This window comes from Enterobacter asburiae (assembly GCF_008080435.1).
Lineage (GTDB): Bacteria > Pseudomonadota > Gammaproteobacteria > Enterobacterales > Enterobacteriaceae > Enterobacter > Enterobacter asburiae_C.
In genome coordinates this window covers 113163-129509 of record NZ_VRKN01000008.1, presented here as the reverse complement: position 1 = coordinate 129509, position 16347 = coordinate 113163, and the positions used below count along the sequence as shown (strand labels likewise).

Sequence of the window (16347 nt, the reverse complement as noted above, 5' to 3'; positions counted from 1 at the left end):
TGTGCCGCTATACTAAGGTAGGGCGGCACGCTGCTGAATGCAGCTTGCGTCTTAGAATGGCATTTGCGTCGTCATGTGCGGCACAAAGAACTTAAAAAGAGGTTTGGACTCATGACAGATAAACGCAAAGATGGTTCGGGCAAACTGCTGTACTGCTCTTTTTGCGGCAAAAGCCAGCATGAAGTGCGTAAACTGATTGCCGGGCCGTCCGTGTATATCTGCGACGAATGTGTCGATTTATGTAACGACATCATTCGCGAAGAGATTAAAGAAGTCGCACCGCACCGTGAGCGCAGCGCGCTGCCAACGCCGCATGAAATTCGTCATCACCTTGATGACTACGTCATCGGACAGGAGCAGGCTAAGAAAGTGCTGGCGGTAGCGGTCTATAACCACTACAAACGTCTGCGTAACGGCGACACCAGCAATGGTGTAGAACTGGGTAAAAGTAACATTCTGCTGATCGGCCCAACCGGTTCCGGTAAAACGCTGCTGGCTGAAACCCTGGCGCGTCTGCTCGATGTTCCGTTCACTATGGCGGATGCCACCACCCTGACCGAGGCCGGTTATGTGGGTGAGGACGTCGAAAACATCATCCAGAAACTGCTGCAGAAGTGCGACTACGACGTACAGAAAGCCCAGCGCGGGATTGTTTACATCGATGAGATCGACAAGATTTCCCGTAAATCAGACAACCCGTCCATTACCCGTGACGTATCGGGTGAAGGCGTACAGCAGGCACTGCTGAAGCTGATCGAAGGTACGGTTGCCGCCGTTCCGCCACAGGGTGGTCGTAAACATCCGCAGCAGGAGTTCCTGCAGGTTGATACCTCCAAGATCCTGTTCATCTGTGGTGGTGCGTTTGCTGGTCTGGATAAAGTCATCTCCCACCGTGTTGAAACCGGCTCCGGCATTGGTTTTGGCGCAACGGTGAAATCGACGTCCGAAAAACCGAACGAAGGCGAGTTGCTGTCTCAGGTTGAACCGGAAGATCTGATCAAATTCGGTCTGATCCCTGAATTCATTGGCCGTCTGCCGGTTGTGGCAACGCTGAATGAGCTGAGCGAAGACGCGCTGATCCAGATCCTGAAAGAGCCGAAAAATGCGCTGACCAAGCAGTATCAGGCGCTGTTCAATCTGGAAGGTGTTGATCTGGAATTCCGCGACGAAGCGCTGGATGCCATTGCCAAGAAAGCGATGATCCGTAAAACCGGTGCCCGTGGCCTGCGTTCGATTGTTGAAGCGGCACTGCTCGACACCATGTACGATCTGCCGTCGATGGAAGACGTTGAGAAAGTGGTGATTGACGAGTCCGTCATTAGCGGTCAAACCAAGCCGTTGCTGATTTACGGCAAACCAGAAGCACAGCAGGCATCTGGCGAATAATTCACCAAATCATACAAGCAGTTAATCAAAAAGGGGGGATTTTATCTCCCCTTTACTTTTTCCGTATTCATAGCGTTGAATGTGTGGCAAACATCCCCATATACTGGATACATGTTAATGGTTATGTGAAGCACAGTGACATGACCAGCTTACCTGGCGGACACTAACTAAGAGAGAGCTCTATGAATCCTGAGCGTTCTGAACGCATTGAAATCCCCGTATTGCCGTTGCGCGATGTGGTGGTTTATCCGCACATGGTCATACCCTTATTTGTAGGGCGGGAAAAATCTATCCGTTGCCTCGAAGCCGCCATGGATCATGATAAAAAAATCATGCTGGTGGCGCAGAAAGAAGCATCAACGGATGAGCCGGGTGTAAACGATCTTTTCACCGTCGGGACCGTGGCCTCTATTTTGCAGATGTTGAAGCTGCCTGACGGCACCGTGAAGGTGCTGGTAGAAGGCCTGCAGCGTGCGCGTATTACCACTCTGTCAGACGACGGCGAGCACTTCTCTGCGAAGGCAGAGTACCTTGATTCGCCTGAGCTTGATGAGCGCGAGCAGGAAGTGCTGGTTCGCACCGCGATTAGCCAGTTTGAAGGCTATATCAAGCTGAACAAGAAAATCCCACCAGAAGTGCTGACGTCGCTGAACAGCATCGACGATCCTGCGCGTCTGGCGGACACCATCGCTGCACACATGCCGCTGAAGCTGGCTGACAAACAGTCTGTGCTGGAAATGTCAGACGTTAACGAACGTCTGGAATACCTGATGGCGATGATGGAGTCTGAAATCGATCTGCTCCAGGTTGAGAAGCGCATTCGCAACCGCGTGAAAAAGCAGATGGAGAAATCTCAGCGTGAGTACTATCTGAATGAGCAAATGAAGGCCATTCAGAAAGAACTGGGTGAGATGGACGATGCGCCGGACGAAAACGAAGCGCTGAAGCGTAAGATCGACGCGGCGAAGATGCCGAAAGAGGCGAAAGAGAAAGCTGAAGCAGAACTGCAGAAGCTGAAAATGATGTCTCCAATGTCGGCTGAAGCGACCGTTGTACGCGGCTACATTGAGTGGATGGTGCAGGTTCCGTGGAACGCCCGTAGCAAGGTCAAAAAAGACCTGCGTCAGGCGCAGGAAATCCTGGATACCGACCACTACGGCCTGGAACGCGTGAAAGACCGCATTCTTGAGTACCTCGCGGTACAAAGCCGTGTAAACAAAATCAAAGGCCCAATTCTGTGCCTGGTAGGACCGCCGGGGGTGGGTAAAACCTCTCTGGGTCAGTCCATCGCCAAAGCGACCGGACGTAAGTATATCCGTATGGCGCTGGGTGGTGTACGCGATGAAGCGGAAATCCGCGGTCACCGCCGTACCTACATCGGTTCTATGCCGGGTAAACTGATCCAGAAGATGGCGAAAGTGGGGGTTAAAAACCCACTGTTCCTGCTCGATGAGATCGACAAGATGTCGTCGGATATGCGTGGCGATCCTGCGTCTGCACTGCTGGAAGTGCTTGATCCAGAACAGAACGTGGCGTTCAGCGATCACTACCTGGAAGTGGACTACGACCTGAGCGATGTGATGTTCGTGGCGACCTCCAACTCCATGAACATTCCGGCCCCGCTGCTGGACCGTATGGAAGTGATCCGTCTCTCCGGTTATACCGAAGATGAGAAGCTGAACATCGCTAAGCAGCACCTGCTGCCGAAACAGATTGAGCGTAACGCGCTGAAAGCCAACGAGCTGACCGTCGAGGACAGCGCGATTATCGGCATCATTCGTTACTACACCCGTGAAGCGGGCGTGCGTAGCCTTGAGCGTGAAATCTCTAAGCTGTGTCGTAAAGCGGTGAAACAGCTGCTGCTGGATAAGAGCCTGAAACACATTGTGATTAACGGCGACAATCTGCATGCGTACCTGGGCGTTCAGCGCTTCGACTACGGTCGCGCGGACAACGAAAACCGCGTTGGTCAGGTGACCGGCCTGGCATGGACGGAAGTGGGTGGCGATCTGCTGACCATCGAGACCGCCTGTGTGCCGGGCAAAGGCAAGCTGACCTACACCGGCTCGCTGGGTGAAGTGATGCAGGAATCCATCCAGGCGGCGCTGACCGTGGTGCGCGCGCGTGCGGAGAAACTGGGTATCAACCCTGATTTCTACGAAAAACGCGACATCCACGTGCACGTTCCGGAAGGCGCGACGCCGAAAGATGGCCCAAGCGCGGGTATTGCCATGTGTACCGCTCTGGTTTCCTGCCTGACAGGGAACCCGGTGCGTGCCGATGTGGCAATGACCGGTGAAATTACGCTGCGTGGTCAGGTTCTGCCGATTGGTGGTTTAAAAGAAAAACTGCTGGCGGCACACCGTGGTGGGATCAAAACCGTATTGATCCCTTACGAAAATAAACGCGATCTGGAAGAGATTCCGGACAACGTGATTGCCGATCTGCAGATCCATCCTGTGAAGCGAATTGAGGAAGTTCTCAGTCTCGCACTGCAGAATGAACCCTCCGGAATGCAGGTTGTAACCGCAAAATAGTGACCTCGCGCAAAGAGCGTCAATAAAAATAAGGCTGGTAAGTCATTTCGCACTTGCCAGCCTTTTTTTGTATAGCTAATTTAGATTGCTGATTAGGTCAGCCATCAACAACGGGTGTTGTAAGGTCATGGCAGGCCTGATATAACTGCTGCGCGGTCGCGTTGTGAAGGATTCAGGCGCGATATAAATTATAAAGAGAGGAAGAGAACAGTGAATAAATCTCAACTGATTGACAAAATTGCTGCTGGTGCTGATATTTCTAAAGCTGCAGCTGGACGTGCGTTAGATGCATTAATTGCTTCTGTTACTGAATCTCTGCAGGCTGGAGACGACGTTGCACTGGTAGGCTTCGGTACTTTTGCTGTTAAAGAGCGTGCTGCCCGTACTGGCCGCAACCCTCAGACCGGTAAAGAGATCACCATTGCTGCTGCTAAAGTGCCAGGTTTCCGTGCAGGTAAAGCGCTGAAAGACGCAGTAAACTGATTGCTTTCCCGTTTCAGGGAAGCCGGAAAGTACAAGGGCGCATCATTTGATGTGCCTTTTTTGTTTGTCCAGACCTGATTTGTGCGAGTTTATGCGAGTTGTGGGCTGACAATCGCCCCGTTTTCTTGTCACAATACGCCTTCACGCGCGACGGGCAGGATTTTCCGTCAGCGTCAGGTAACCAGTCACCTACAGCGGAGTGTTGTTACACCATGATGGACAGCTTACGCACGGCTGCTAACAGTCTCGTGCTCAAGATTATTTTCGGTATCATTATCGTGTCGTTCATATTGACCGGCGTGAGCAGTTACCTTATTGGCGGTGGCGCAAACTATGCCGCAAAAGTGAATGGCCAGGAAATCAGCCGTGGTCAGTTCGAGAATGCTTTTGCCGGTGAACGTAACCGTATGCAGCAACAGCTGGGCGACCAATTCTCTGAACTGGCGGCGAACGAAGGGTACATGAAGACCCTGCGCCAACAGACACTGAACCGTCTTATCGACGAAGCGCTGCTGGATCAGTATGCCAAAAAACTGGGCCTTGGCATCAGTGATGAGCAGGTGAAAAAAGCCATCTTCTCCACGCAGGCCTTCCAGTCTAACGGTAAATTCGACAACGCGCGTTACAACAGTATCGTCAACCAGATGGGGATGACGGCCGATCAGTACGCTCAGGCGCTGCGTAACCAGCTGACAACCCAGCAACTCATCAATGCCGTCGTGGGCACTGATTTCATGCTCAAAGGTGAAACGGACGAACTGGCCGCGCTGGTGGCACAGCAGCGCGTTGTACGCGAAGCAACCATTGATGTGAACGCCCTGGCGGCGAAACAGCAGGTGAGCGACGCTGACGTTAACGCCTGGTACGAGCAGAACAAGAATTCCTTTGTTTCTCCAGAGCAGTTCCGTGTGAGCTACATCAAGCTGGATGCAGCCGCGCTGCAGGAAACCGCGTCTGATGCGGAAATCCAGTCTTACTACGATCAGCATCAGGATCAATTCACTCAGCCGCAGCGTAACCGTTACAGCGTGATCCAGACGAAGACCGAGGCTGATGCCAAAGCGGTACTGGAAGAGCTGAACAAAGGCGCTGATTTCGCGGCCGTTGCGAAAGCGAAATCCACCGACATTATCTCTGCGAAAAACGGCGGTGATATGGGTTGGCTGGAAGACGCGACCACGCCGGACGAGCTGAAAAATGCCGGTCTGAAAGAGAAAGGCCAGCTTTCAGGCGTCATTAAGTCTTCCGTTGGTTTCCTGGTTGTCCGTCTGGACGACATCACCGCGGCGAAAACCAAACCGCTGGCTGACGTTCGCGAAGATATCGCGGCGAAAGTGAAACAGGAAAAAGCGCTGGATGCCTACTACGCGCTGCAGCAGAAGGTAAGCGATGCTGCCAGCAATGATAACGAATCTCTGGCAGGTGCAGAGCAGGCGGCGGGTGTGAAAGCGGTTGAGACGGGCTGGTTTGGCCGTGACAACCTGCCGGAAGAGCTGAACTTCAAACCGGTTTCTGATGCCATCTTCAACGGTGGTCTGGTTGGCGAGAACGGCACACCGGGCAGTAACTCTGACATCATTACCGTCGACGGCGATCGTGCGTTTGTGTTGCGCGTCAGCGAGCACAAGCCAGAAGCGGTCAAACCGCTGGCGGAAGTGAAGGATCAGGTTGTCGCTCAGGTTAAGCACAACAAAGCGGAACAGCAGGCGAAACTGGATGCTGAGAAGATTCTGTCCGATCTGAAAGCGGGTAAAGAAGACGCGCTGAAAGCGGCTGGCCTGAGCTTCGGTGAAGCGAAAACGCTGAGCCGTACCGGCCAGGACCCAATCAGCCAGGCCGCGTTTGGTCTGACTCTGCCAGCGAAGGACAAGCCAAGCTTCGGTACCACCACCGATACGCAGGGTAACGTCGTTCTGCTGGCGCTGGATGAAGTGAAAGCCGGCACCCTGCCAGAAGCGCAGAAGAAAGCGATGGTTCAGGGGATTACCCAGAACAATGCTCAGATTGCCTTCGAAGCCATGATGAGCAACCTGCGTAAAGAAGCCAAAATCAAGCTGGGTGATATAATGACTCAGCAGCAGTAATTACGTGTCTGCTCGCAGATTTTCGTAACGCTCTGCAATAACTAAAGGCCGCTTTCGCGGCCTTTTCCATTTCTGCAATCTGCTGTTTGTGCCGGTTTTATCTGGCGGCTATCGTGACGTGGCTGTCAACAAACAAGGAGATAACAGCATGAAATGTGGAATCAAAGCACTGTTAATTACCCTGGCTATTGCCACCACCGGGATGAGTGCGGGGGCGATGGCGTCGGCTCCCGCCGCCAAAACACAAACTACCCAGAGCAAGTCCGACGCGGCAGCGCCGGTGCAAGGGCAAACCAAAGCGACTGACGCCGGTAAAAATGCGGATGATGACGGTACGCGGGTCAGTATCAATTCGGCCTCTGCGGAAGATCTGGCCCGCGCGATGAATGGTGTCGGCCTGAAAAAAGCGCAGGCCATCGTCAGCTACCGCGAAGAGTATGGTCCTTTCAAAACGGTCGACGATCTCAAACAGGTGCCGGGTATGGGCAGTGCGCTGGTTGAGCGCAACCTCTCACACCTGACGTTGTAATTACGCAATTTCTTGCACTGTGGCAAAATTTTGCCAGGATAAAGAGGTCATACCAGTCATGACCTCTCATCCTACAATAACAGTAAAGGCTATTGCGCTATGCAGACAAAAATCAAAGTACGCGGTTTTCATCTCGACGTTTACCAGCATGTTAACAATGCCCGCTATCTTGAGTTTCTTGAAGAAGCGCGCTGGGACGGGCTGGAAAACAGCGACAGCTTTCAGTGGCTGACCGCGCACAACATCGCGTTCGTGGTCGTCAATATCAACATCAACTATCGCCGTCCGGCCGTGCTGGGTGATGTGCTCACGGTGACCAGCCAGGTGCAACAGATCAATGGTAAAAGCGGGGTGTTAAGCCAGGTGGTGACGCTCGATCCAGAAGGGCAGGTGGTGGCTGATGCGCTGATCACCTTTGTCTGTATCGATCTCAAAACGCAGAAAGCGCTGCCGCTGGAAGGGGAGTTGCGGGAAAAGCTGGAGCTGATGATCGTATAAGACATGGTAAGGCGTACCGTGCTGTCGAAACCTGTTTTGCGACAGCACGGTCAAATAACCCTATTTAAGCCCGGTCTTTTTCTGCATCGCGGCCATCACGCTGACTTTATCGGCAAGGTAGTGGTTCAACCCGTTAGCGCGTAGATTACAGGCCGCGCACTGGCTGCAACCGTCGCCTTTGATACCGTTATAGCAGGTGAGCGTTTCGCTGCGAACCAGGTCCAGCTTGCCCCAGTAGTCCGCCAGCGCCCAGGTTTCGGCTTTATCCAGCCACATGAGCGGGGTTTCAAAGCGCGTCTCTTTCGCCATCCCCAGATTGACGGCGTGGTTTAACGCCTTCACGAACTCATCACGACAGTCCGGGTAGCCGGAGAAGTCGGTCTCGCACACGCCCGTGATCACCGCTTCGGCTTTTACCTGGTAGGCGTAGATCGCCGTCAGGGTCAGGAAGAGGATATTACGGCCCGGCACGAAGGTATTCGGAATGCCGCTGGCACCGGGTTCGTAGTCCGGGACGGGAATACTGTCCCGGGTGAGGCTGCTCACGGCCAGTTCATTTAACAGCGTAACGTCCAGCACCTTGTGCGCGCGTGCGCCCAGTTTCAGGGCAAGTTCACGGGCAACGTCGATTTCAGCGCGATGACGCTGACCATAATCGAAAGTGACACAGTGAACTTCATCATACTGATGAAGGGCCTGGACCAGGCAGGTAGTAGAGTCTTGTCCTCCGCTGAACACGACGACGGCACGTTTCATAAATCATCTCGACTGTTACGGTAAAAACGTTATGTTACCGTCTGACCACGACGGCGACCAGCTTCTTCATGATTTTGGCGCGGGCAGCCAGGCTTCGGTAAAATCAAACCAGCCGCGGGTGTTGAGACGTATACCGTTGACCCCCGGCGGGGCGCTGATCTGGTATTGATAATTGAACAGGGGGGTTATCACCGCCTTTTCCATGAGCCGGGAGAAAATAGCCCTGAGCCCGGCATGTCTGGCCTGTTCGTCGGCCTGGGTCTGTACCGCATCCAGGGTGGCCTGCAGATGAGCATATTGCGGTGCGCTAATCACGTGTGGCCAGAGGGCATCACAGCGCAGCCACTGTTCAAGCGTATATTCCGGCGCTTCGCCAATCAGCCTGTCGCCCATCATGATGTCCGCGTCCGCCAGTTGCTGGCACCCGTCCCAGGTTTTCGCATCGTAAAAGATCACCGTAAGCTCGCAGCCGTGTTGTGCAAGGTACTGTTTTAGCTGGCGCGCCATCGTGTGTAACTCAACCGGTAAATGATAAATCAGGGTTAATTTCTTCGGCAGAGGGACATGTGTTAAATCCGGCCACTGAGGGATCGCCCAGCCGGGGAGTAACTCCTCTGTCGGGGTAATCAGCCCTTCATTGAGCGGAAGCGTATGCAGAAGCGTTGAGAGATGAATGATGTTAATGAGCCGTCGAGCCTGCATTTCGCTCAGGCGCGGGCTTTGCTTCAGGGTGAGATAACAAAAGCCCAGACTGGTGCTGTTCGTCACCAGGCGCAGGCTCTCCAGTTCATCCGGCTCGCCAATGGCAATCTGCACCGGATGGCGACAGCTGGTACCTAACCCATAGTCAAACAGCGACGGTGTTATCCAGTACTCGATAGCCTTAAGCAGCGGATGGCTGAGATGGTATTGTTCGTGGCTTTCCAGACGAACCAGATCCGGGTCATACACGCTGAGTCGGAAGGGGCCGCTGCCCGTCATAGGCTGTTCGGGATGTGCAAGCCGACTACAGTAGGTGGCCAGGCGGTGTGCCAGCCAGTAATCCGGCTGGTGCAGCGTAAAGGTCAGACACTGAGGATGGGTAACGTCAACGCGTAAGACGCTCTGGAACAGTTTACGCAGGGCAGGCAAGGCAAAAAGCGCATCCAGGCTTTGCTGAAGCTGTCCGGTTTCGATTTTATCGCCGTTATGCCAGTGCAAGGTGGAGCGAATATAAAAATGCCAGTGCAAACCGTCCTTCGATACTTCCCAGTGATGAGCAAGATCGCCCGTGGGTTCACTGCTGTTGCCATGAAAACGCGTCAAACCTGAGAATACCTGTCCTGCCAGATGCTGCTCCGCTCGGCCCGGTAAAAACCCCGGCTGAAGCGGATCCAGCGAGCGGTAATAGGGGATGCGCAGCGTCGGCGTGTCGTTTTGCCACTGCCCGCCCAAAAACGGATGCAGCAATGATCGTAATTCTGCGGGTGCAAGCTGGGCCAGTTCCAGCGCGTTATGCTGCTGCCCGCTCTTCAGCGCCTCCTCCATCATCGCATTGCGCAGTGACTCCGGCGCGACATGGAACGTCAGCTCACCCCGCTTACCGCGGCCAGACTGCGCTCGCCAGTTCAGCCAGCCCGCCTCCTGGGCCTGACGCAGCAGCGTTCGGACATGCCGCTCGCTACAAAAACAGCGGGCGGCCAGTTCGCCGATGGTGACCTGTTGTGTTGCACCCAGGGAAGGCTGCCACAGGCGGTGATACTGATTGAGTCGATTGAGCTGGCGCATAAGAAACCCGGAACAATAATTATCATCTATTCACTATTACTTCCGTATATCTCACACGATACTGATGCACAAGTTAAACGCATCACATTTCGGGAGTAATCATGGCTCGGCTCGCTGCATTTGATATGGACGGTACGCTGTTAATGCCGGACCACCGTTTAGGGGAAAAAACCCTGAACACGCTGAAGCGCCTGCACGAGCGTAATGTCACCCTGACATTTGCCACCGGGCGCCATGTGCTGGAAATGCGCCATTTGCTGGGGGCGTTTTCCCTCGACGCTTTTCTGATCACCGGCAACGGGACGCGAATTCACTCCGTAGAAGGCGATGTGCTGCACCGTCAGGATCTCAACCCGGAAGTAGCGGACATCGTGCTGCACAGTACCTGGGACACGCAGGCCAGTATCCACGTCTTTAACGATCGCGGCTGGTTTACCGGAAGTGAAATCCCGGAATTATTGCACGCGCATGTTTACAGCGGCTTCAAATACCAGCTTATCGATCTGCGTCGGATCCCCGCCCATGCGGTAACTAAGATCTGCTTTTGCGGCGATCATGACGATCTTTGTCGCTTACGGATTCAACTGAATGAGGCGCTGGGCGACCGGGCGCACCTGACCTTCTCGGCGGTGGATTGTCTGGAAGTGCTGCCGGTTGGCTGTAACAAAGGTTCCGCTCTGGCGGTTCTGAGCGACCACCTGGGCTTAACGCTGCAGGAGTGTATGGCGTTTGGTGACGCCATGAACGACCGCGAAATGCTGGGTAGCGTTGGTCGCGGTTTGATCATGGGTAATGCGATGGCGCAGCTGAAAGCAGAACTTCCCCATCTGCCGGTTATTGGCCACTGCCGCAATGAAGCAGTGTCCCATTTTTTGACACATTGGCTGGACAACAACAACCTCCCGTATTCCCCCGAATAGTGAGACCCTTCCAGCAAGCCAGACCTCGGTCTGGCTTTTTTTTATTTCACAAGCTTTGCAATCTGCGCCTTCCACGGGGCGATATCGCCGATGTTGGCCTGCACCCACTCCGCGTTGTAATAGGTCTCGAGATAACGCTCGCCGCTGTCGCACAGCAGCGTGACGATGGAACCGGTGCGACTCTCTTCGCGCATACGTGCGGCAAGCTGCAGTGCGCCCCACATATTTGTGCCCGTCGATGCGCCCACTTTGCGGCCCAATTGCGTTTCCAGCCAGTGCGCCGTTGCCACGCTTGCGGCATCCGGCACGCGCATCATCTCATCCACAACATCGGGGATGAAAGAGGGCTCCACGCGCGGGCGGCCAATCCCTTCAATTTTACTGCCAACCGGGCTGCGCAGACCGGCATCGCGGTTTTGCCAGTAGTCGAGGAACACGGAGTTCTGCGGGTCAACCACCATCAGTTGGGTGTCGTAGCCCTGACAGCGGATGTAGCGTCCAATAGTGGCTGACGTGCCGCCGGTACCGGCGCTCATGACAATGTACGACGGAACCGGATGCGGTTCGTGGGTCATCTGGCGGAAAATACTGTCGGCAATGTTGTTATTGCCACGCCAGTCCGTTGCGCGTTCGGCGAAGGTGAACTGGTCCATATAGTGGCCGTTGAGTTCACGGGCCAGCATTTCGGAGGCGGCGTAGATTTCGCAGGCGCTTTCCACAAAGTGGCAGCGACCGCCGTAAAATTCGATCTGTTCGATTTTGCGTTTTGCTGTGCAGGACGGCATCACCGCGATAAATGGCAGGCCCAGCAGGCGGGCAAAATAGGCTTCGGACACCGCTGTTGAACCGGAGGAAGATTCAATGATGGTGGTGCCTTCTTTAATCCAGCCGTTACATAAACCGTATAAAAACAGTGAGCGCGCCAGGCGATGCTTCAGGCTACCGGTAGGATGAGTGCTTTCATCTTTCAGATAGAGCTGAATGCCGTCAAATCCCGGCAGGGAAAGGCGAATCAGGTGCGTATCCGCCGAGCGCTGATAGTCGGCATTGATTTCGCTGATCGCATGTTTAACCCAGGTGCTATTCATCGTCGTTATCCGTTTGTCATTTTGTGCCTAGCATAGCGAAAAGCACAGAAAAAATTGTTGCTATCTGGCCTTTAAAATAGAATGAAGGGAGAAAAATTTTCTCTGTGAGGTGGGTATGCTAGATAAAATTGACCGCAAGCTCCTTTCATTGCTGCAAAATGACTGTACCCTCTCTTTGCAGGCGCTGGCAGATGCCGTTAATCTGACCACCACCCCGTGCTGGAAGCGCCTTAAGAAGCTGGAAGATGACGGCATTCTTCTGGGGCGCGTCGCGTTGTTAGATCCCGAAAAGCTGGGTCTTGGGTTGACGGCATTTGTGCTGATAAAAACCCAGCATCACAGCAGCGAGTGGTATTGCCGCTTCGTCACTCAGGTGTCGGAGATGCCCGAGGTGCTCGGTTTCTGGCGTATGGCCGGAGAGTACGATTACCTGATGCGCGTCCAGGTGGCCGACATGAAGCGCTATGATGATTTCTACAAGCGGCTGGTGAACAGCGTACCGGGTTTGTCGGACGTCACTTCAAGCTTCGCCATGGAACAGATTAAATACACCACAGCATTACCCATTGAATAACTTCGTAAAATACCTTCAGGAACAAACCGCGTGCGATTATTTGCCCAACTAAGCTGGTACTTTCGTCGGGAGTGGCAACGCTACCTCGGCGCAGTATGCCTGCTTATTATCATTGCCATCCTGCAGCTGATCCCGCCGAAAGTGGTGGGGTACGTCGTGGATGGCGTCACCGAACAGCATTACACCACCGCACGGGTGTTGATGTGGGTCGGCACGCTGGTGCTGACGGCCGTCATTGTTTATCTGTTGCGCTACGTCTGGCGCGTGCTGCTGTTTGGTGCGTCCTATCAGCTGGCCGTTGAGCTGCGTGAAGATTTTTACCGCCAGCTGAGCCGGCAGCATCCCGAATTTTATCTGCGCCATCGCACCGGGGATCTCATCGCCCGCGCGACTAACGACGTCGATCGCGTGGTCTTTGCCGCCGGGGAAGGGGTGCTGACGCTGGTGGACTCGCTGGTGATGGGCTGTGCCGTGCTGATCGTGATGTCCACGCAGATCAGCTGGCAGTTGACCCTGCTCGCCCTGCTGCCGATGCCGATCATGGCGCTGGCGATCAATCGCTATGGTGAACAGCTGCACGAGCGCTTTAAGCTGGCGCAGGCGGCGTTTTCGTCTCTGAACGATCGCACCCAGGAGAGCATGACCAGCATCCGCATGATCAAAGCGTTTGGCCTGGAAGACCGACAGTCTGCGCTGTTTGCGGCCGATGCGGCAGACACGGGGGCGAAGAACATGCGCGTCGCGCGTATTGACGCCCGTTTTGACCCGACGATTTATATCGCGATTGGCATGGCAAACCTGCTGGCGATTGGTGGCGGAAGCTGGATGGTGGTGCAGGGCTCGTTGACCCTGGGGCAATTGACCAGCTTTGCGATGTATCTTGGGCTCATGATCTGGCCGATGCTGGCGCTGGCCTGGATGTTTAACATCGTGGAGCGCGGCAGTGCCGCCTATAGCCGCATTCGCGCCATGCTGTCCGAAGCGCCGGTGGTCATTGACGGTAGCGAATCCGTACCTGAAGGGCGCGGCGTCATGACTGTCGACGTCCATCAGTTTATCTATCCGCATACGGCGCATCCGGTACTGGAGAACGTCAGCTTTTCGCTGCAACCAGGGCAGATGCTGGGCATCTGCGGCCCGACGGGATCCGGCAAAAGTACCGTGCTCTCTCTGCTTCAGCGCCACTTTGACGTCACCGAGGGCGATATCCGCTTCCACGATATTCCTCTGACCAGACTGCTGCTGGATGAGTGGCGTGGTCGCCTGGCGGTCGTCAGCCAGACGCCGTTTTTATTTTCGGACACCGTGGCGAACAACATTGCCCTGGGACGCCCTGCGGCGACGCAGGAAGAGATTGAACATGTGGCGCGTTTGGCCAGCGTACATGATGATATTTTGCGGTTGCCGCAGGGCTACGAAACGGAAGTTGGGGAACGCGGCGTCATGCTGTCCGGAGGACAAAAACAGCGTATCTCCATTGCCCGCGCGCTGCTGCTGAATGCTGAAATCCTGATCCTGGATGATGCGCTTTCCGCCGTGGACGGCCGTACCGAGCATCAGATTCTGCATAATCTGCGCCAGTGGGGCGATGGACGCACGGTGATTATCAGCGCCCACCGTTTGTCAGCGCTCACCGAAGCCAGCGAAATTCTGGTATTGCAGCACGGACACATTGCCCAGCGCGGGCAGCATGAAACGCTTGCCGAGCAGCCGGGCTGGTATCGTGATATGTACCGCTATCAACAGCTTGAAGCGGCGCTGGACGATGCGCCAGAACAGGATGAGGAGGCCGCCAGTGCGTAAGCTCGGAACGATGTGGCCGACGCTCAAACGTCTGCTGGCCTACGGCTCGCCGTGGCGTAAACCGCTCTCGGTGGCCGTGCTTTTACTCTGGATTGCGGCGATTGCTGAAGTGAGCGGTCCACTGCTCATTAGCTACTTCATCGACAATATGGTCGCCAAAAGCTATCTGCCGCTGGGGCTGGTGGCGGGCTTAGGGGTGGCCTACGTTGGCTTACAGCTGACGGCAGCAGGGTTGCACTATGCTCAGTCGCTGCTGTTTAACCGCGCAGCCGTGGGCGTTGTTCAGCAGCTGCGTACGGATGTGATGGACGCGGCGCTTCGCCAGCCGCTCAGCGAGTTTGATATCCAGCCTGTCGGGCAGGTGATTTCGCGCGTGACCAACGATACCGAGGTGATCCGCGATCTGTACGTTACCGTGGTGGCAACCGTACTGCGCAGCGCAGCGCTGATTGGTGCGATGCTGGTGGCGATGTTCAGTCTCAACTGGCGCATGGCGCTGGTGGCGATCGCTATCTTCCCGGCGGTCCTGATTGTCATGGTCATTTACCAGCGCTACAGCACGCCGATTGTACGTCGGGTGCGCGCTTACCTGGCCGACATCAATGATGGCTTCAACGAAGTGATCAACGGCATGAGCGTCATCCAGCAGTTCCGCCAGCAGGCGCGCTTTGGCGAACGCATGGGTGAAGCCAGCCGTTCGCACTATATAGCGCGTATGCAGACGCTGCGGCTTGATGGCTTCCTGCTGCGTCCGCTGCTGAGCCTTTTCTCTGCGCTGGTGCTTTGCGGGTTGCTGATGCTCTTTGGCCTCAGCTCAAACGGTACGATTGAAGTGGGCGTGCTGTACGCCTTTATTAGCTATCTGGGACGCCTTAACGAGCCGTTGATCGAGCTCACCACCCAGCAATCGATGCTGCAACAGGCGGTCGTCGCCGGTGAGCGCGTGTTTGAGTTGATGGACAGGCCACGCCAGGCCTACGGCAATGATGAGCGACCTCTGCAAAGCGGGACTATTGCCTTTGATAACGTCTCGTTTGCCTATCGCGAAGACAGGCTGGTGTTGCAGGACATCACGCTTGACGTTCCATCACGCGGTTTCGTGGCGCTGGTGGGGCATACCGGTAGCGGTAAGAGCACCCTTGCCAGCCTGTTGATGGGCTATTACCCGGTCACGCAAGGTGAAATCCGTCTCGACGGGCGCCCGCTCGCGTCCCTCAGCCACACTGTGTTACGCAAAGGCGTTGCGATGGTGCAGCAGGATCCGGTCGTAATGGCCGATACCTTCTTCGCCAATGTGACCCTGGGGCGAGATTACACCCAGCAGCAGGTCTGGGACGTGTTGGAAAAAGTGCAGCTGGCAGAGCTGGCACGCGGGTTTAGTGACGGGATCAATACCAAACTGGGCGAGCAGGGGAACAATCTCTCCGTCGGGCAAAAGCAGCTCCTGGCGCTGGCGCGCGTCCTGATTGAAACGCCGCAGATACTGATTCTGGATGAAGCAACGGCCAGTATTGATTCCGGCACCGAGCAGGCCATCCAGCAGGCGCTGGACGCGGTACGCGACCATACGACGCTGGTGGTGATTGCCCACCGTCTTTCCACCATCGTCGATGCGGATACCATTCTGGTGCTACATCGCGGACAGGCCGTTGAACGCGGTACGCACCGTGAACTGCTGGAAGCAAAAGGGCGCTACTGGCAGATGTACCAGCTGCAGCTGGCGGGCGAAGAGCTGGCGGCCAGCGTGCGTGATGAAGAGTCGCTTAGCGCCTGATGCACTAAAATGAGGCGGCGCGCTAACAGTCATTCCTGTTGGTGCAAAACTGAAACGCACCCTGCACCGGCATGGTGCGTTTTTTTTCACCTGGGCGTTTAACAGAACCGTGTAACGCTCATCGCATCGCTGTTCCCCTCTCGTTTTC

13 protein-coding genes are annotated in these 16347 nt (G+C 55.2%); 10 read left to right on the top strand and 3 right to left on the bottom strand.

Annotated features, from left to right (window positions below; all coding sequences use genetic code 11):
• Nucleotides 1-111: 111 nt before the first annotated feature.
• From clpX to FU672_RS16295, 6 genes are all read left to right on the top strand, one after another.
• Entirely contained in the window at nt 112-1386 is a 1275-nt protein-coding gene (gene clpX, locus FU672_RS16325; RefSeq protein WP_024906819.1) for an ATP-dependent protease ATP-binding subunit ClpX, read from the top strand.
• Between the two features lie 182 nt (nt 1387-1568).
• Entirely contained in the window at nt 1569-3923 is a 2355-nt protein-coding gene (gene lon, locus FU672_RS16320; protein WP_023334706.1) for an endopeptidase La, read from the top strand.
• Between the two features lie 210 nt (nt 3924-4133).
• Nucleotides 4134-4406, top strand: coding sequence for a nucleoid-associated protein HU-beta (gene hupB, locus FU672_RS16315; RefSeq protein ID WP_002444653.1), 273 nt, complete (start codon nt 4134-4136; stop codon nt 4404-4406).
• 212 nt (nt 4407-4618) lie between these two features.
• Complete coding sequence (ppiD, locus tag FU672_RS16310; protein WP_148244051.1) at nt 4619-6490, top strand: peptidylprolyl isomerase; 1872 nt, start codon at nt 4619-4621, stop codon at nt 6488-6490.
• A gap of 148 nt (nt 6491-6638) precedes the next feature.
• Entirely contained in the window at nt 6639-7019 is a 381-nt protein-coding gene (locus FU672_RS16300; RefSeq protein WP_148244050.1) for a helix-hairpin-helix domain-containing protein, read from the top strand.
• 99 nt (nt 7020-7118) lie between these two features.
• The gene (locus tag FU672_RS16295) at nt 7119-7517 is read left to right on the top strand and encodes a YbgC/FadM family acyl-CoA thioesterase (RefSeq protein WP_148244049.1); all 399 of its coding nucleotides are present in this window, start codon (nt 7119-7121) and stop codon (nt 7515-7517) included.
• A 60-nt stretch (nt 7518-7577) separates the two neighbouring features.
• On the opposite strand, the gene queC is transcribed toward FU672_RS16295, so the two are convergent.
• Together queC and FU672_RS16285 are read right to left on the bottom strand one after the other, a co-directional pair.
• Nucleotides 7578-8273 (bottom strand): 7-cyano-7-deazaguanine synthase QueC, encoded by a 696-nt coding sequence (queC, locus tag FU672_RS16290; RefSeq protein WP_148244048.1) that lies wholly within the window; start codon nt 8271-8273, stop codon nt 7578-7580.
• A 66-nt stretch (nt 8274-8339) separates the two neighbouring features.
• Nucleotides 8340-10040, bottom strand: coding sequence for an SgrR family transcriptional regulator (locus tag FU672_RS16285; RefSeq protein ID WP_148244047.1), 1701 nt, complete (start codon nt 10038-10040; stop codon nt 8340-8342).
• A gap of 101 nt (nt 10041-10141) precedes the next feature.
• Here FU672_RS16285 and cof point away from each other — a divergent pair, with 101 nt between their 5' ends.
• Nucleotides 10142-10960 carry an HMP-PP phosphatase gene (cof, locus tag FU672_RS16280; RefSeq protein ID WP_032661517.1) on the top strand — a complete coding sequence of 273 codons (819 nt, stop codon included), beginning with the start codon at nt 10142-10144 and terminating at the stop codon, nt 10958-10960.
• 41 nt (nt 10961-11001) lie between these two features.
• On the opposite strand, the gene FU672_RS16275 is transcribed toward cof, so the two are convergent.
• Nucleotides 11002-12048: a PLP-dependent cysteine synthase family protein gene (locus FU672_RS16275; protein WP_148244046.1), complete on the bottom strand. Its 1047-nt coding sequence runs from the start codon at nt 12046-12048 to the stop codon at nt 11002-11004.
• A 115-nt stretch (nt 12049-12163) separates the two neighbouring features.
• Here FU672_RS16275 and FU672_RS16270 point away from each other — a divergent pair, with 115 nt between their 5' ends.
• The 3 genes from FU672_RS16270 to FU672_RS16260 are packed head-to-tail and all read left to right on the top strand — an operon-like array spanning nt 12164 to nt 16199.
• Nucleotides 12164-12622 (top strand): Lrp/AsnC family transcriptional regulator, encoded by a 459-nt coding sequence (locus FU672_RS16270; protein WP_023310581.1) that lies wholly within the window; start codon nt 12164-12166, stop codon nt 12620-12622.
• A gap of 30 nt (nt 12623-12652) precedes the next feature.
• Entirely contained in the window at nt 12653-14425 is a 1773-nt protein-coding gene (locus tag FU672_RS16265) for a SmdA family multidrug ABC transporter permease/ATP-binding protein (protein WP_148244045.1), read from the top strand.
• A 10-nt stretch (nt 14426-14435) separates the two neighbouring features.
• Nucleotides 14436-16199, top strand: a complete 1764-nt coding sequence (locus FU672_RS16260) for a SmdB family multidrug efflux ABC transporter permease/ATP-binding protein (RefSeq protein WP_148244100.1) — start codon at nt 14436-14438, stop codon at nt 16197-16199.
• Nucleotides 16200-16347 lie beyond the last annotated feature (148 nt).